At 36.3% G+C, this 17,772-nt stretch carries 17 protein-coding genes; 14 read left to right on the top strand and 3 right to left on the bottom strand.

Annotated elements, in window-relative coordinates:
• Nucleotides 1–12 precede the first annotated feature (12 nt).
• Nucleotides 13–3,036, bottom strand: a complete 3,024-nt coding sequence (locus tag Q9Q97_RS11460) for a SusC/RagA family TonB-linked outer membrane protein (protein ID WP_306157098.1) — start codon at nt 3,034–3,036, stop codon at nt 13–15.
• A gap of 496 nt (nt 3,037–3,532) precedes the next feature.
• On the opposite strand from Q9Q97_RS11460, the gene Q9Q97_RS11455 reads away from it, so the two are divergent.
• Nucleotides 3,533–3,916 (top strand): helix-turn-helix domain-containing protein, encoded by a 384-nt coding sequence (locus Q9Q97_RS11455; RefSeq protein WP_306157096.1) that lies wholly within the window; start codon nt 3,533–3,535, stop codon nt 3,914–3,916.
• A 47-nt stretch (nt 3,917–3,963) separates the two neighbouring features.
• On the opposite strand, the gene Q9Q97_RS11450 is transcribed toward Q9Q97_RS11455, so the two are convergent.
• Both Q9Q97_RS11450 and Q9Q97_RS11445 read right to left on the bottom strand, forming a co-directional pair.
• Nucleotides 3,964–4,140: a histone H1 gene (locus Q9Q97_RS11450; RefSeq protein WP_306157094.1), complete on the bottom strand. Its 177-nt coding sequence runs from the start codon at nt 4,138–4,140 to the stop codon at nt 3,964–3,966.
• Nucleotides 4,141–4,210: 70 nt separating this feature from the next.
• Nucleotides 4,211–5,908 (bottom strand): helix-turn-helix domain-containing protein, encoded by a 1,698-nt coding sequence (locus Q9Q97_RS11445; protein WP_306157092.1) that lies wholly within the window; start codon nt 5,906–5,908, stop codon nt 4,211–4,213.
• 334 nt (nt 5,909–6,242) lie between these two features.
• On the opposite strand from Q9Q97_RS11445, the gene Q9Q97_RS11440 reads away from it, so the two are divergent.
• From Q9Q97_RS11440 to traJ, 13 genes are all read left to right on the top strand, one after another.
• Nucleotides 6,243–6,932, top strand: a complete 690-nt coding sequence (locus Q9Q97_RS11440) for a hypothetical protein (protein WP_306157090.1) — start codon at nt 6,243–6,245, stop codon at nt 6,930–6,932.
• Nucleotides 6,933–7,221: 289 nt separating this feature from the next.
• On the top strand, nt 7,222–8,109 hold the full coding sequence (locus Q9Q97_RS11435) for an AraC family transcriptional regulator (RefSeq protein WP_306157088.1): 888 nt from the start codon (nt 7,222–7,224) through the stop codon (nt 8,107–8,109).
• A gap of 29 nt (nt 8,110–8,138) precedes the next feature.
• Nucleotides 8,139–9,341, top strand: coding sequence for a hypothetical protein (locus Q9Q97_RS11430; protein WP_306157086.1), 1,203 nt, complete (start codon nt 8,139–8,141; stop codon nt 9,339–9,341).
• 16 nt (nt 9,342–9,357) lie between these two features.
• The gene (locus Q9Q97_RS11425) at nt 9,358–9,924 is read left to right on the top strand and encodes a hypothetical protein (RefSeq protein WP_306157084.1); all 567 of its coding nucleotides are present in this window, start codon (nt 9,358–9,360) and stop codon (nt 9,922–9,924) included.
• A gap of 241 nt (nt 9,925–10,165) precedes the next feature.
• Complete coding sequence (locus Q9Q97_RS11420; protein ID WP_306157082.1) at nt 10,166–10,651, top strand: hypothetical protein; 486 nt, start codon at nt 10,166–10,168, stop codon at nt 10,649–10,651.
• 129 nt (nt 10,652–10,780) lie between these two features.
• Nucleotides 10,781–11,119, top strand: a complete 339-nt coding sequence (locus tag Q9Q97_RS11415; RefSeq protein WP_306157080.1) for a DUF4134 domain-containing protein — start codon at nt 10,781–10,783, stop codon at nt 11,117–11,119.
• A 12-nt stretch (nt 11,120–11,131) separates the two neighbouring features.
• Nucleotides 11,132–11,440: a DUF4133 domain-containing protein gene (locus Q9Q97_RS11410; RefSeq protein ID WP_306157078.1), complete on the top strand. Its 309-nt coding sequence runs from the start codon at nt 11,132–11,134 to the stop codon at nt 11,438–11,440.
• Between the two features lie 31 nt (nt 11,441–11,471).
• Nucleotides 11,472–12,122 carry a DNA cytosine methyltransferase gene (locus Q9Q97_RS11405; RefSeq protein ID WP_306157076.1) on the top strand — a complete coding sequence of 217 codons (651 nt, stop codon included), beginning with the start codon at nt 11,472–11,474 and terminating at the stop codon, nt 12,120–12,122.
• Nucleotides 12,103–14,571, top strand: coding sequence for a TraG family conjugative transposon ATPase (locus tag Q9Q97_RS11400; protein ID WP_306157074.1), 2,469 nt, complete (start codon nt 12,103–12,105; stop codon nt 14,569–14,571). The genes Q9Q97_RS11405 and Q9Q97_RS11400 overlap by 20 nt, the downstream gene beginning before the upstream one ends.
• 12 nt (nt 14,572–14,583) lie before the next feature.
• Nucleotides 14,584–15,273, top strand: a complete 690-nt coding sequence (locus Q9Q97_RS11395; protein ID WP_306157072.1) for a conjugal transfer protein TraI — start codon at nt 14,584–14,586, stop codon at nt 15,271–15,273.
• Nucleotides 15,274–15,288: 15 nt separating this feature from the next.
• Nucleotides 15,289–15,906, top strand: coding sequence for a hypothetical protein (locus tag Q9Q97_RS11390; RefSeq protein WP_306157070.1), 618 nt, complete (start codon nt 15,289–15,291; stop codon nt 15,904–15,906).
• An 11-nt stretch (nt 15,907–15,917) separates the two neighbouring features.
• Nucleotides 15,918–16,553, top strand: a complete 636-nt coding sequence (locus tag Q9Q97_RS11385) for a TerB family tellurite resistance protein (protein WP_306157068.1) — start codon at nt 15,918–15,920, stop codon at nt 16,551–16,553.
• 10 nt (nt 16,554–16,563) lie between these two features.
• Nucleotides 16,564–17,757: a conjugative transposon protein TraJ gene (gene traJ, locus Q9Q97_RS11380; RefSeq protein WP_306157066.1), complete on the top strand. Its 1,194-nt coding sequence runs from the start codon at nt 16,564–16,566 to the stop codon at nt 17,755–17,757.
• The last annotated feature ends 15 nt before the right edge of the window (nt 17,758–17,772 follow it).

The raw sequence follows: 17,772 nt of genomic DNA, 5'->3' as shown, positions 1-17,772 counted from the left end.
ATTATAATTTCTTTAAAAATTAAACTGTAGGCCAGCTGAAAACACTTTTAAAGGTGGCAGATACCCAAGAGAAGTAAATTCGGGGTCTGCACCATTGTATTTGGTAAAAGTCAAAAGATTCTGTCCCTCTAAAAAGATTCTGCATTTAAGGTTCTGTAAAGGAATGTCGTATGAAATTGAAATATTTTTCAGCCTTACATAGGATGCGTCGCTGATTGCACCGTCGCTTTCAAAGTATCTGAAATAAGCGGCTGATGCCGAGCTATTTGTTCCAGAGGTGTAAATCTGATATGCGGCGTTGTCACCAGTCTTCTGCCAGCTGTTTTTAGCTTCAGCCATTTGATTGCCTTCGGTTCCAGGCATTACAAAGTAAGAGGAGCCATTGTAATTTTTTTGCTTTGCAAATTGAAACAAAAAATCAAGCTGCCATCTTTTATATTTTAAAGTATTCTGCACTCCTCCAAAAAAATCAGGAGTTAAGTCACTAATTGTCTTTTTGTCTTCAACCGCTGTTAGCATACCGTCCTCATTAACGTCCTTGAAATCATAGGTTCCACTCTGCTGGTTAATACCTACATAATGATAAACCTTTTTAATGTTTAGAGGTTCGCCAATTACCAAGGTATTTGCGTATGTCGAGCCGGCAAGATTTGGAAATTCAAGGAGCTTAGTATGACTGAAGGTGATGTTGAAGTTTGTGCTCCAGTTCAAGTTTTTGCCGCCCGCATTTAAACTTCTCAGAGTAAATTCCAAGCCGTTATTTTGAACAAGTGCATCTAAGTTTGATTGTACCGAAGTAAAACCTGTCGTACCGGGAAGCGGGATACCCGCAAGCTGGTTGGATGATCTGTTATCATAGTATGCTGCAGTAAGAAAGAGACGGTCTTTAAAAAAGCCAATTTCAAGAGCAGTTTCAAATTTTTTATTTATCTCCCAGCCAAAATTGGGATTAAAAAGGCGGCTTGGCTGGAGCCCGCTTATATTCGAATATTTTATTCCCGCTATGGTATATGTGTCAAGGAATTGATAGTCTCCAATTTGGTCGCTACCAGTAGTTCCGTAGCTGGCTCTCAGCTTTCCAAAACTTAGAAAATGACTGTCTTTGAAAATTTTTTCTCGAGCGAAAAGCCAGGCAATTCCTACTGCCCCAAAACCAGCGAACTGTCTGCCTGGTCCAAAACGGCTAGAACCATCTCTTCGTCCAGTAAGGTTTACGATATATTTATCATCAAAACTATAGTTTAAACGCCCAAACATTGCTTGATATTTGTATAGTGTTTCGCTACTTAGAAGTGTTGTCACTGATGATGCAGATGCAATATTGCTTATTAGTCCATTGTTCGCAAATCCTGAACCATACTGTACTTGCTGATTGGATTTTTGAGATTGAAAAGTAGCACCAGCAATGAAATTGAAGGAATGCAAAGCAATTTTTTCACTCCAGCTCACCTGCGGTTCAATAATCCAAGAAATACGATCCATCCTGCCTGTAGTAAGTGTAGAATTTTCAGGTCCATAGCCAAATGATGGATTGAAACGTGTTGAAGGATTTTCAGTATTTTCACTATTGGTTAGGCTTGTGTATCCAATGTTAGTCTGCAGTTGCAAATTGCTGGTAAGAGAATAGGATATAAATGAATTTGCAATTAAGTCATTTGTAAGAGCGATATATTTGCCAGTTAGATTTCGAAGTGGATTGTTAAATGTGTTGTTTTCCCAATTAAGTGTGCCATCAGCATTGTAGAGTGCGGGGGCGTTAGGAGCAATGCTGTAAGTTTCCCGCATTAAATCTACTTGAGGCTGATTATTATTCTGCATCGTATATCCTACGGAGGCATTGATCTTAAATTTTCTATTTTCAGATTCGTGATTTACATTAGTGCGGAAACCTCCTTTTTTATAACGGAAATCACCAATGTATACACTTCCCTGATAATTGTAGTTTGAACTGACCATAAACTGAGTTTGTTCCGAGCCGCCAGTAATGGAAGCCTGCAGATCCATTACCTCTGCGGTACCGCCTAAAAGTTCTTTCTGCCAGTCAGTATATCGGCTTTGGTCCCATGTTCCATCAATGTCGTACGCCGTAGATGGGATTAATGCGACTCCATCATTTGCGTATGCCTGCTTTCTCATAGAAATATACTGTTCGGTATTCATAAGATCCATAAATCTGGTAACAGTCGAAGCTCCGGTAGCTACCTTTACATTAAAGCTCGTTTTACCTGTCCGACCTTTCTTGGTGGTAATTAAGACAACACCATTTGCGCCTCTCGATCCATAGATTGAAGTTGCATCTGCATCTTTAAGAACTTCAATACTCTCAATCTGTTCAGGATTTATGCTATTAAGTGGGCTGGGCTGAGTAGGGAGAACTGCCGAGCCAGTTCCTGAACCGATTGGATCAGCAGTGTAAGGAACGCCGTCTATTACATATAGGGGGTTGTTAGCTCCTGCACGAAAACTATTCTGTCCCCTTATCTTAATTTCAAAACCGCCTCCGGGGACTCCTGTAGTCTGAACTATATTTACGCCCGCCATTCTTCCCTGCATAGTTGCTAAGACATTTGTCACCGGCTGGTTTTCTATATCTTTAGAGGTAATTCGGGCAATACTCCCCGTTCGGTCACTTTCCTTTACGGAATAATAACCAGCATTTACCCGAACTTCCTGTAATGTTGTTGTATCGTATTGTAGTGTAATATCCAATTTAGTGTTTCTGTTTATTGGGACATACTTAGTTTTAAATCCCATAAAGGAAACTATCAAAGTGTCATTAGAAGCAGCATTAATTATATACTGTCCACTATAGTCTGTAATAGAGTAGTTATTACCACTACCTTTTACACCAATAGTTACTCCAGGTAGAGGAACAGAGCCGTCTGTAACAGTTCCTTTTATCTGATTCTGTTGCAAAACAAAACTGAAATGCCGAGATGAATTAACGGCAAACGATGATGAAAAAGTGAACAAAACTGCCGTAAAAATGAGGCAATAAAGCGCTTTCCCATCCTTGTAGAATGAAAAATAATTCATAATATTGGGATTGGTTAGTTAAATTGATTTTGATTAGCTAAGGTCCTCTACGCTAGTTTGGTCGCTGCCGTTGAGGGCCATTTTTTTTTGCTTTGAGATGAAGCAAACAATAATTTTTTAATTCACAGGCATTATTATTTCAAGGTTAGATATTACTAATGCGATAGAAAAATAAAGAAAGTATTGCTAAGAATAAAGAAGATGAGTAAAATAAAAAAGGCGTAGAACTCAGCTTAAACGATTCAGAGGTACTGGTATACCTTACGCACGAATAAGTGAGCCCACGCCTATGACGTGAGCATCTTACTTATCATCTCGTGCGTTAAAAATTACCAGTTTTCTGAAACGAGATTCAAAGCGAATGCTTCAAATATTTTAATTGAAGAGTCGCAAAATTACATTTTTCAATGTTTTATTTGTGACAAATATAACAAAATATCTTATTCAGTACAAATTTGTATCGAATAAATTAATCTTTTTTCTCAATTTTTACTAAATGGAAACAAGTAGTGAAATAGAGTTATGTTTAATTAATTTGCAAATTGGGTGTATGCTTAGATTGGCAAGATTAAAACAAAACTTATCTCAACATTCACTTGGAATGAAAATAGATTATACTTCAACAATGATAGGCAGGGTAGAACGTGCCGAAAGTGTTAGCGGATGGGACAAGATATATGTAATAAGCCGTTTTCTAAGAATTGACTTTAAATCTTTATTTGCTTTAAAAAGTTTGGAAGCACTATTATTAATTGTGGATGAGTCATTTAATTTGGAGGTCAAATTAACACAGGAAAAAATCGACTATTATAATTTTCTAAAAAAGACATTAAAGGTCCAATACGAGTTACTTGAAAAAGAACGCAAAACAAAAAGATAAAAAAAGCCTTTCATTTTTGAAAGGCTTTTAATTTGAGAAAATAACAATTACTTTTTAGACTCCTCGATAGAAACTTTTCTGAACTCCTTTAAAAGTTTTTCAAGTTCTAAAGAAGATTTACGAGCTCTTGCTCCAGCAGCTTTAATTCCTTTTTCAGAAAGAGATTCAGATTCTATTCTGAATGTTTCAATCTCTGCATTAATTTTCGCGATTAGATCTTTCATAATGTCATGTTTTTTTAATTACGTCAGCAAATTTAGAAGTTTCAGATTATAAGAAGTTCTATAAAATGAATTATTTACTTAATTGCTCAATGAAAAAATTAACAGGCATTTCAGTTTTCTGCTTGAATGCTAGTGCAAATTGCTGTGTACTACTGAAACCAGCCTCTTCAGCCAAAGCTGAATTGCTATATTTTCTGGACATTCGATCATCGTTTAGTAACGCTATAATATAGTTTATTTTAAGATCGTTAATGTATTCTACGAAACGCTTGCCTTTATAATGAGAAATGACTTTGTAGAGATATTTGGAGTTTGTGTGAAGCATGTTGGCTACTACATTGAGCCGAAGATCTTTTCCAAGAAATTTTTTAGAATCTTCAAAACTCTGAAGTCCATTCAAAATGAAAGTAATTGTTTCTGATGGTATGTCAAGTGTTGGAGATTTTTCTTTTGGCAATTCTTTTTTATCTTTAGGTTTTGTATTTAATCCAAGCATTAGCTCATCAAATTTCTTTTTATAGAACTTTTTATTCTTTTGATGCCTATAGTTGAGGTAAAACGAAACTGTAAAAAGAACCAATATTATACCTGCAAAAATTAGATCATAGTGCTTCTCCTTTACGAGTTCTTTATGAATCTTTTTATTTTCATTTTGGATTTTTTCTTTCTCAATTAGCAATTCTTTAGTATCGTAATTCTTATGTATTTTTGTTACTAAATACTTGTAGGTATTGTTAAGTATAGTGTCTGCTCGGAGAAGCTGATCGATATAGTAAAGTTGTTTACTAAGATCTTTTTTGTTTTTGTAATAAGTGATGAGAAGTTCGTATGATTCCCGAAGATCTGGTCTAATGTAATTTTTTTCTTGAAAAGCTTTGTCTACTTTTAATAAATAGGGTAGGGCTTGGTCTCTATTTCTTACAGACCAAAAACTTTTTCCAATATAAAAATATCCGACTGATTCATTAGCAAAATCTCTGTTATCTTTTATTTTTTCAACTACAGATTCTAATTTAGAAATAGCTAACTGATAATTTTTTTTGAAATATTCATTAATTCCATCCGAATGAATGAAATAAATTTCCATATCGGAAAGCCCCAGGGATTTACCCTCATAAATCCCTTTTCTATTAATATCAGAACATAAACCGTAATTTCCAATTCTGTTATAGCATACACCTATGGAGTGAAGAGTGTTTAAATAGGCGGAGGTGTTTTCTACTTTAAAATAAGTTAAGCAATCATTAAATAACGTGAGAGCTTCATCGTAAAAACCAAGATAGTATTTAATTTGGGCCATATGATATTTTACTTTATTAATCAAGTATTTGTCATTTGACCTAGAAATGTAGTTATTAGCTCTAATATAGTTTTGAAAGGCATTCTCATAATCTTTACGTCCATAATATACAATTCCTTTTGAAAGATATGAAGAACCAAGTAGCGTATTATCTCTTGCCTTTTTAGCAGTGTAAATCATGCTGTCTGCATAAATTATCCGCATTTTATCAGGTGAATGATGAAGATAGTTTTGATAAGCAAAAATTATTTCTTTCCAGTTTTTCTCGTTTTTGGCTTTTTTTAGATAGGTTAGAAGATAAACGGATGCTTTTGAACTGTCTTTTCGATGATTGTATAATTGATCATCAAGGTAAGTGTAACTTTTATTTTTTAATGAATCAGAAGCTTTAAATTCTTTTTTCTGTGCAAATCCGAAATCAAAAGAAAAAGCACAAAGCAGCATTACAAATAATAAATTTTGTTTCATAGGGGCAATGTTTTTTTAGATATTTCTTCGTGATATTATAAATCCTGAAAAAAAAGTTGCCGCTACAGGATTATCTTGCTAAAGCCAACTGTAAAAATAGGTTAAATTATTGAATGTTAAGGAATTGTTATGTTAAAATGAAGTATGGATTTCCATGAAATCCATACTATAAATTCATGGAAATCCACACATAATGGCTTGCGGAACGATTTTTAACGAAATAGTTTTGTTTCGAATTCAACGGCAAAATGTTTAGCAGAGTGCTGAATTAAAGTTCTGCCAATCCGGATGAAATGGACTGGGAAATTCCCGTTCACCATCAAACTATTATCAAATGAAAAGTTTATTATTAATGAGCATGACTGCAATTTTATTATTATCATGTTCGGCTGACCAAGATTATAATTCAGAAATTGAGAGCAGTTCTGCTCCGCAGACAAATGAAAAAGCAATTTATGCCTTAAACACATTGAATCCTTTTGAAGAAACTGGTATTAATTTTTTCAATGATTTTGATTTTTATGTTTCTAAAAATGGATATCCGACTTCTAATGAACAGCTAATTAATCAGGTCCTTTTTTTGATTGATAAGAGAGTTAATAACAAACAAAGTGGTAAAAGTATCATTACTATAACACCAGAATTGATTCTCTTAATTTTAGCAAACCCTGAAGAAAAGCTTGTGGAAATTATTGATAATTCCGATTTGAGTATTGCAGTTAAAGTAAATCTGAATTCATTTATTGCAGATCTAATCAGCAAGCAGCAGGATGATTATGATGAGGTTTACGACCACATTGTTACATTTGAATCAGCTATCGTAGTAGATTCACTTTTGGAAGAAGATGAAAAAGATACAATTTTGAAAGTTTCTTCCATTTCAAGATATTCATTATATGCTGAAGCTAGAAAACGAGATCCAGATTGGCAAACTTCAGTAACAAATAGACCATCAGGCGAGTTCCTAAAAAAGAACCAAATGACATTTATTAATCTGGCAGTTCTTCTAAATGTGCTCAAATAAAAACTTAGGTTGATTTATAAAATCCTATAAAAATGAAACTGCGAAGCATTTTATTCACGCTTTTGATTTTAATAAATGTAATAAGTCTCTATTTCATCTTAGGTCTATTTTTCTATGATGGAATAGAGGACTTAAATATTAATGGCCAAAATTTACGAAATACTAGTAGAACTTCAGGATACGTGCTTTATATCACAACTCTCTCAAATCTGTATTTCTTCTTTTTTTTAATTATAAGAAGAAAATTTAAAGACTGACTAATTTAAATAAGTTCCTTAAAAATAGGATTATGCTAAAGAATTTAATTAATATAAAAATAGAAGATGGTCCAATTGACGGATTCGACATTCATCTTATTAAAAAGTATGAACAGAGTCAAACTAAGGAAGATTCTTTTATGTCTGAAAATCTAGCAATTTTACTTATTAGATCTGGCAGATTCATACTGAAAATTGAGGACATAATTCAAGATTTGTCGGCGCGGGATCTTATTATAATTCCTAAAGATGCAGACTGTAATATTCTTGAGATTCGAGATAAATCGCAAATTTACCTTGTTACATTCTCATCTGATTTTGCCATTAGAAATTGTCTAAAGAAAGAGCTAGTTGATTCTTTCTATTTTTTTATCAGAAAAGAATCGATAAAAGCTTCACTAGATGAAAATGAATATTCAGTCTTATCGCTTATATACAGACTCATTTATTATGTAAATTTAGAAGCAAAGAGAGAAGCGTATGAAAGTGAACTTCTTCGAATAAGTTTGAATCTATTCCTTTATGAGCTTAAAATAATATATTCAAAGTATGCGTCAAATGTTCTACCAAACTTCACTAGAAAAGAAAATATAGTTATGCAGTTTCTAACTATTTTGTCCATTCACTACAAAAAGCAGCATCAAGTTCAGTTTTATGCGGGTGCTCTATTTATGACCTCAATATATCTAAATAGAGTGGTAAAAGAAATAACAGGAAAAAGCGCTAAAGTACTAATTATAGAAGCACTTATCAGCGAGTCGAAAATTCTATTGGAAGACGTTCAGATAAGTTTCTCCGAAATAGCTGAAGAAATGGAATTTCCAAGTGTATCAGTTTTTGGAATATTTTTTAAAAAATATACTTCATTATCGCCGTCGGAATACAGAACCAATTTTATTGAGAAATTCAAAAGCGGGTAGTTAATGCACTTTTCAAAAAAAGCTATACTATGATGAATAATATATATCCATTAGAATGGTTTGATTCTTTGATACTGCAGACATTTGATCCATTAAGTACAAATACTGATAGTCTGACCGATAACGATATTGCAGTTATTTCTGCAAACATTTCCAAAGAATCCATAAAAATTCAAGTGCACCTGAAAAACGAAGTTTTTTCATTGAAGAAGAAAAGACATATTCGTGTAACAGTCAGGCAATACCATTCAACATTAATTTTCCTGCTGGACAGCATTATAGAGAATAGAACTGAGAAGGTTCTTCAATCTGAAAAAATAAGACGTCTTGCTGATCTTCTCATTACAAATCTTGATTATCTGATTTCTTTTATTGAGGATAGGTTTTCGTACTATCTAAGTCTCGATGAGAGAGTGCCAATTACTTATCTAATGGTATGCAGAAAAGAACTCGCGTTAAAACTGCAGAAAATCAACAAAAGAAATTTAAGCGCAGAACCTGATAAATTGACTATTATAATAGTAGTGAAAATACTTCAGAATGCAATCGAGGCTGACAACGGTAAGAAACTTACCTACCGGCGCATTCTTTACTTTAGAGAACTTTCAAAGCTTCTGGAGGAGCATTCGGGTGATATGGAAAATCCTTCGATTTTCACTCCGCTAGATGAACTGCTGATTGACCATAATTTTAATTCCGTACAATATATTTCAATCTTGACAGAAAGAATGACTGAACAGATTTATGCCGCTGAAAATCAGTCAGCCAAATTGAATCTGCTGCAGCTGTTTTTCAAAGACTTCAAGCAATTACACTCTAATGTAAAAATAACCTTTGATGCCAGCCATCAGAATATTAAGGATGTCTTGGAGAATTGGTTTACTTCTGAGATCAGTTTTCTTCAGAGTCGCGATGAATGTGAAGAATCAGCGCATTCACTTTCTCGGAGAAATGCAAATCCATCTCATCAAACAGTGGAAAATAAAATTCAATGCACGCTTTCATCTGACCAGATGGGACTGATTTTAAGGGCCACGGATGAAACGAGAATATTAAAGGCAAAATCAATGAGTCTAATCTTTAAGACAATCGTTCCTTATCTCTCAACTCCATTCAAGAGAAATTTATCGTATCAATCGGTGAGGAGCAAGTCATACAATCCAGAAGAAAAAGACAAAGAATTTGTAATTAAAACATTGGAGAAAATTATTAAGCATATAAGAGAATACTAATTTAATTTATGAGATCATGAAATCACTAGTAAGAATACTGCCATTGTTCAGTCTTTTGTTTATCTGCTGCCAGAACGATGAACTGGATAGCAAAACAGCAGAAAGTATGATTGTAAAAAAATACCAATTTCCTAAAGAAATTGATTTTGAAGTTTTCTGCAATGATCCTGTGCATGCAAAAAGAATGCTGGATTCAGGATTAGAAGAAAAAGGCTTTGTAAAAATAATGAAAGTTACAGGATTTAAAGATAGAGATAAGCCTTTGATAGAGTTCACGGAATTATCAAAACCTTTTCTGCTCAAAACAACATTAGAAGATAGAGAATACAAAATCCAGAAAGTCAAAATCGGAATGAAAAAGTTTGATAAAATCATTCAGATAACTTCCGAGCCAATCGATAAAAAAATGGCAGTTGCAGAATACATTGTCAAGTACGAACTGAATGAATTTGGAGTGTTATGGCCTGGACTACCAGAAGAAAAGAAAGAAAAAGCGTATTTTATCCTCTCTGACAACGGCTGGAAGATTATTGATAAAAAAGACTCCGAACTGATGATGTTTAGGAAGATTATGGAAAATTAACTATAGTAAGCTGTAAAATAGACCTCCTTTTAAGGAGGTTTTTTTATGGACTCAATTTTTTTTTCATTCGGTCAGCCCTTTAGATTACTTAGGAGGTACAGGGGTACAACTAGGGTACAGAAAAAGTTGTACTTGTAGAAGTTTTATTTCCGAAGTTACTTTGGACTGTATAATAAACCATAATTGTTCTTCTTGGTTTATTCATAGTATGAGATGATGTTGAATGATAAATGAAAATGCTATGTTAAATTCTATTACATGGAACAGCTACATTGTAACTGTTATTGCTCTATTAATTTTATGGTATCTGTTTGTTGGATTGCGCTATTATTCTTTTGAAATAAAGGAAATTCTGCAGGGCAAAAAGAAAATTAATTTTCTGCACTTGCGAAAGAAGCCAATCAATGACCCATTCCAATCTTTCGATAAAGAAAAAACTAACCACACAAATCTTAATGAAGCCTTTGAAGAATCATTTGCGACCCTTGATGAGGTTAAAGAACTGTCAGCACGTTTGACCGCTGCAGTTTCAGAAAGTGCCGACTTAAAACGATCAAATCTAGAATTTAAGAATTATATCAGATTAATTCTTTCTGATTATCCCTATGTAAAGATCTCTTCTTTACGCAGCAATGTAAACATTTTACTTGCTCTTGATTCCGAAAAGTACCCTGAACTGCTTCTTACTTCAAGTGAAGCAGATGAATTATGGGAAGACAATAATTAAAAAAACAGCAGAGGAACTTTCCCCGTCCGCTCTAGTGCGGTATGGTAAAATGTGACAAGGAGAATAGATGATGAGACGGCGCTGTTCCTCTGCTTTTTGAATTAGTATTAATCTTTAAAATGATGTACGATGGTGAATGATGGAATAAAATTAAAGTGTTTTTTCAAAAAGAGCAAGAACCTGCTGAGCATAATTTTTCTGCTTTTTATTATTAATGGAATTGGATATGCCCAAGATGGGGTGGCAGGAATAAATGAGGCGAACCAAAAGGTGAGAAGCTATTTCGATGCAGGCACTGAACTTATGTATGCAGTTGGTGCTATTCTAGGACTAATAGGTGCCGTAAAAGTTTACCAGAAATGGAATGCAGGAGATCCTGACACAGGCAAGGTTGCAGCAGCATGGTTTGGAAGCTGCGTATTTCTTGTGGTAGTGGCCACAGTAATCAAATCTTTTTTTGGTGTATAAGCATTCTCAAAGATGAGCAGTGTTTATCAGATCAACAAAGGAATCAATCAGTCAATTGAGTTTAAAGGCCTTAAAGCCCAGTACATATGGTATCTGGGAGGAGGTGTTGTTGGACTGATGATCGTTTTTGCAATACTTTTTATAATCGGCATTCCTTCACTTCTCTGCGTGGTTTTAATCGGTGCAGCTGGGACAGTCATGGTGATTAAGATTTATAAGATGAGCCGGAAGTATGGAGAGCATGGCATGATGAAAGCTTTAGCGTCCAGACAAATTCCGAAATGTGTAAAAGTGCGAAGCAGGTCTGTTTTTATAAAGTGATAGTCTTAGGACGTTAAATGAGTATTAGATTATGAAAGTCTTAAATCTTTACGCTGGAATAGGGGGTAACAGAAAAAACTGGACAGATGTATCGGTTACGGCTGTAGAGCTTGATCCGCAGCTTGCTGCTGTATATGCGGAGAATTTCCCAGAGGATTTTGTTGTAATTGGAGATGCTCATCAGTATCTGTTAGATCATTATAAAGAGTTTGATTATATCTGGTCTTCGCCTCCATGCCAGTCCCATTCATCCTTCAGGCAGAATATCTGTGTGAGATTCCGCGGCACTCCTGCGGTATTTCCCGATATGCGGTTGTATCAGGAAGTCTTGTTTCTCAGGCATAATGCCGAATGCTTGTGGACTGTAGAAAATGTCAAGCCTTACTACAAGCCGCTGATTGATCCTGATGCGATACTGCAGCGCCATCTTTTCTGGTCAAATTTTGAAATTTCTCAGACTGATCTGTGCACTGCGATAAAAATCCGTCACGCCCAGATTCCTGATCTTGAACAGGCTTTAGGCTTCAGTTTAAAGAAGTGTAATATTCCAAATAAAAGGCAGGTGCTTCGGAACTGCGTGGATCCAAATCTGGGAGGGTATATTTTGAATGCAGCAAGAAGCCTATGGCAGAGAAAAGAAAATATTAGTAAAACGAGGAAAAATGGAAAGGGAGTTGGATGATGTTTTACCGATTATGGATGTGCAGCATGACTGCATTTTGTCGAAGCAGGGTGATATAACCGTTGTATTTAAAGCTGATCTGCCTGAGATTTTTACGCTGTCGGATCAGGAATATGAAGCGTTTCACCAGTCATGGATAAAGGCTGTGAAAGTGCTTCCCAAGTTTACAGTATTTCACAAGCAGGACTGGTTTTTAGAAAGCAGTTACAAGGCGGATTTTCAAAATGAAGACAGCAGTTTTTTAACCAGAAGCAGCGAACGTTTTTTTAATGAGAGGCCATTTCTTGATCATTCCTGTTATATTATGATTACCAAAAAACCGGCAGGAAGGAGAAGCTCCAGTTCCTTATTTTCTAGTATTGTAAGGAATAAAATAGTCCCAGAAGAAAATTTAAAAATGCAGATTCTTCAAGATTTCATTGACAGTACGGGGCAGTTTAAAAGGATTATGGAGGACAGCGGATTTATCCAGCTGACAAGGCTGAGAAATAATGAACTGAAGAGCCAAAGGAGAAAAATAGGGCTTATTGAGAAGTACTGTTTTTTATCTGAAAGAGAAAATTCTTTTGTTTACAGTGATCTTAAATTTTCAGACGGTATGCAGATTGGCGATATGCACAGCCAGCTTTTCACGCTGGGAGACGCAGCTGACCTGCCGGCACTCTGCGGGTCTAGGATCAATTTTGACAGGTATTCAACCGATAAGACAAAATTCAGTGTCGGTTTTGCATCGACCCTGGGACAGCTTCTTTCCTGCAATCACATATACAACCAATATATTTTCATAGAAGATGCGCAGAAAACGATCCAGAAACTGGAAAGCAAGAGATTGAGGCTCCAATCGCTTTCTGCCTACAGCAGGGAGAATATGATTGCGAGAGATGCAACCAACGATTTTTTAAATGAAGCCATTTCGCAGCAGCGTCTGCCTGTTAAAGCACATTTTAATGTCCTGGCTTGGACTTCTGAAAAAGAGGAATTAAAAGACATAAAAAACAAAGTGTCATCGGCTCTCGCGCAGATGGATGCGGCCGCCAAACAGGAAACTGTCGGTGCTCCCCAGATATACTGGGCTGGCATTCCCGGCAATGCAGCAGACTTTCCGATGAATGATGCCTTTGACACTTTTACGGAGCAGGCTGTCTGTTTTTTAAATATGGAAACAGGCTACAGATCGTCTTTAAGTCCGTTTGGAATCCGGTTGGGAGACCGTCTGACTGGAAAACCTGTCCACGTTGATATCAGCGATGAGCCTGTCAAGAAAGGAATCTGCACCAACCGCAATAAGTTTATACTTGGGCCTTCAGGAAGCGGGAAATCTTTTTTTACCAACCATATGGTAAGAAGCTATTATGAGCAGGGAACACATATTGTATTGGTAGATGTCGGGCACAGCTATAAAGGATTATGTGATATGGTAAACGGGTATTATTTCACTTATGATGAAAAAAATCCGATCCGTTTTAATCCTTTTTACATTTCAGATGGAGACAGTCTGGACACCGAAAAAAAAGAGAGTATTAAAACACTGCTTCTTGCATTGTGGAAGAAAGATGACGAAACGTTCAACAGAAGCGAGTACGTTGCACTATCTAATGCTTTACAGCTGTACTATGAAAAACTTGAAAAGGATAAGACTATTTTTCCGTGTTTCAATACATTCTATGATTTTCTTAAAGGAGAATTTGTTTCAATACTTCAGGGAGATAAAGTGAAAGAGAAGGATTTCGATGTCAATAATTTTCTTTACGTGCTTCGTCCGTATTATAATGGCGGCGAATTTGATTATCTGCTGAATGCAACAGAAAATCTGGATCTTTTAAAAGAGCGTTTTATTGTTTTTGAACTGGATAACATCAAAGATCATCCTATACTGTTTCCGGTGGTAACAATAATCATTATGGAGGTTTTTATCAGCAAGATGAGAAAACTCAAAGGGATCCGTAAGATGATTCTGATTGAAGAAGCTTGGAAAGCAATTGCAAGGGAGGGGATGGCCGAATATCTGAGGTATTTATTCAAAACCGTGCGTAAGTTCTTTGGAGAGGCAATAGTGGTTACCCAGGAGGTGGAAGATATCATTTCGTCTCCTGTAGTAAAGCAGGCCATAATTAACAACAGCGACTGTAAAATACTGCTGGACCAGAGCAAATATCAGAATAAATTCGATCAGATTCAGGAACTGCTTGGACTAACTGAAAAAGAAAAAGCGCTTGTGCTGTCAGTCAATAAGGCTAATGATCCGGATAAAAAGTACAAAGAAGTTTTTATCTCGCTCGGTGGAATGCTTTCAAAGGTGTACCGGACAGAAGTGTCTTTGGAAGAATATCTCGCTTATACTACAGAGGAAAGCGAGAAAGTAAGAATGAATGCTTTTGCAGCGAAGTTTGGCGGGGACATCAAAAAAGGCATTGCGGCAATGGCACACGAAATAAGAAACGGAACTTAAAAATAGTGGGAAATGAAAACGAAAATTAAAGTGATCTCATGCCTAATGTGCTTTCTATTAGTCAGCGCGCCTGCACGACCAGCAGAAAAGGCAGCTGCTCTGCCGATACTGGAGATCGTCAAGGCAGTAACAAAAAAAGTAATTAAGGCCATCGATATTGGCATCCAGAGGATGCAGAACAAAACCATCTGGCTTCAGAATGCGCAGAAGCAGATTGAAAATACTTTGTCCAAGTTAAAGCTCAATGAGATTTCTGACTGGACCAAAAAACAGCGTGATCTTTATAAAGACTATTACGAGGAGCTGCAGAAGGTAAAATCGATTATTACCTATTATCAGAGAATTAAGGAAATTTCGATAAAGCAGACCCGCCTTATTGAAGAGTACGAAAGGGCATGGAGCCTTTTTAAAAGGGATGAGAGTTTCAAAGTTTCTGAATTGCAATATATGGAGAAGGTATATGACGGCATACTGGAAGAAAGCATGAAAAACATAGACCAGATTTTTTTAATAATCGACTCCTTTACCACACAGATGAGTGATCTGAAGAGACTCGAAATTATAAATAAAGCAGCAGATCAGATTGATTTAAATTACAATGATCTCAGGCTTTTCAATCAGCAGAAAGTGCTGCTCAGCCTTCAGAGAGCAAAAACTGATGCCGATGTAAATAAAGTGAAACAATTTTACGGAATTCCGTAAACAGCATTAAAAAAGATGAAAAAGACAGTATTGTTACTTGTGATGGTAGGGTTATTTGTGGGCAGTCTGCAGGCGCAGCAGGCAAAACAGAAAAGAATGCTCCTTCTTCAGATTGCAGCTTTACGGACTTATTTGGATTATGCGGCAAAAGGATATAAGGCAGTTAAAAGCGGTCTGGACTTTATATCAGATGCAAAGAAAGGCGAAGTAAACCTCCACAGTGATTATTTTACATCACTAATATCAGTTAATCCAAAAGTTAAAAATTATGTGAGAGTTGCTGAGATAATTGCTTTGCATGTTCAGATTGCGAAAAATTATAAGAGGACTATTGATGGCATCCGACAGGATGATCTCTTTCATGGAAAAGAACTGGATTATATTGAACGGACATTTAAGCGTCTGCTTAACAGCTGTGGTGAAAGCCTGGATACCCTGTTTTTAATTACGACAAGCACAAAGCTTGAAATGAAAGATGACGAGCGTATTGAGCGGATCGATCAGATTTATGAGCAGGCAAGTCAAGATTACGCCTTTTGCGAGAAATTCAGCAGGGAAATCAAAATGCTTTCATTATCGAAAGCTAAAGAAAAAAATGATGTCAAACAGGTTGGGAAATTACTTGGCTTATAAATAAACGGATCATGAAAAAGAAGTATTTGATTTTAGCAGTGCTGCTTCTGCTCTGTAAACCAATCGAAGTAAAGGCGCAGTCTGCAGAAATCCAGCAGCTCATTTTAAATATCGAAAAACTTTCGCAGTTTAAAAAAATATTGAGTGACATGAAGAAAGGTTATGACATACTAAGCGGCGGGTATAAAGCCGTAAAAGATATGTCGGAAGGGAATTTTTCACTTCACAAGACTTTTCTCGATGCCCTGATGCAGGTAAGTCCAGTTGTTAAAAATTACAAGAGGGTGGGAGACATAGTGGACTATCAGTTTACGCTGATTAAGGAAAGCCGGAAAGGTATTGACCGAATCATTAAAAATGACAGGTTCAGCCAGCAGGAAATACAATATTTTGAAAAAGTGTATTCGAATTTAAGTAAAGAAAGCCTACGCAATATCGATGAACTGACATCAATTGTAACAGCGGATAAACTCAGAATGACAGATGATGAAAGATTGGATGCAATTGATAAAATATATGAAGATATGCAGCAAAAAGTGCTATTTCTCCGTGATTTTAACGGATCAGCATCTGTACTGGCACTGCAGCGTTCCAAGGAATTTAATGATGTAAACGTAGTTCGAAATAGCTACAAGCTTAAAAATTAAATCAATTGACATGATAAAAATTTTTAAAACAGCTTTTTTACTTTTCACGATTCCCGCTGCGGTTTCAGCTCAGGGACTTGGAGATAACATCGGCAGCCTTCATAGCGTTCTCGAACAGCTTTATGATGAAATGATGCCGCTCTGCAGCAATCTTATGGGCGTAGGGCAGGGGCTGGCTGGATTTGGGACACTATTCTACATTGCTTCAAGGGTCTGGCGCCATATTGCCAATGCTGAGCCAATTGATTTTTATCCGCTTTTCCGGCCGTTTGTAATTGGTTTCTGCATTATGATTTTCCCTTCAGTGCTTGTACTCATTAACGGGGTCATGAAGCCTACCGTTACAGCAACGGCTTCTATGGTGCAGGGTTCCAATAAAGCAATTGAAATCCTATTAAGGGAAAAAGAAAAAGCAGTGAAGGAAAGCGCTCCATGGAAAATGTATGTAGGCGTTCTTGGAACGGGTGACCGGGACAGATGGCATAAATATACCCATGATGGAGCGGATCCTTCTGATGAAGGACTTATGGAAGGAATAGGGAATGATGTAAAGTTTGCTATGGAGAAAGCCTCATACAGTTTCAGGAATTCGGTTAAGGAGTGGGTAAGCGAGGTGCTGCGGATTCTATTTGAGGCCTCTTCATTGTGTATCGATACCCTGCGGACTTTTCAGCTGGTAGTGCTTTCCATTTTAGGGCCTCTGGTGTTTGGAATTGCGGTATTTGACGGATTCCAGCATACCCTTACGGTCTGGCTGGCCAGGTATATCAATATCTATCTGTGGCTGCCTGTTGCCAATATTTTTGGAAGTATTATCGGGAAGATTCAAGAACAGATGCTGAGACTCGATATCTCTCAGATCAATACATCAGGTGATACATTTTTCAGCAGGACCGATATCGGATACTTGATTTTTATGATCATAGGTATTGTCGGATACTTCACTGTTCCTTCGGTTGCCAATTATATTGTACATGCTTCAGGCGGAAGTGCTCTGGGACAGAAAGTGACCAGCTTATTTGGCGGTTCAACTTCTTCTGTAATTGGCGGTGCGGCGACTGGGGCAGGAATGGTAATGGATGCGATGGGAAATTCTGCAGGAAAGATGAGCCAGAGCATGTCATCGTCATCGACATCTTCGCCTTATTTTGAAGATAAAGGAAGTTACATGAGCGAAAGACTCAAAGGAAATTCTAAAAATTAAAAACATACAGCTATG

This window comes from Flavobacterium sp. DG2-3 (assembly GCF_030730925.1).
Taxonomy (GTDB): Bacteria; Bacteroidota; Bacteroidia; order Flavobacteriales; family Flavobacteriaceae; genus Flavobacterium.
Note: the sequence above shows the minus strand (reverse complement) of the source record. Positions and strands in the feature narration are given on the sequence as shown.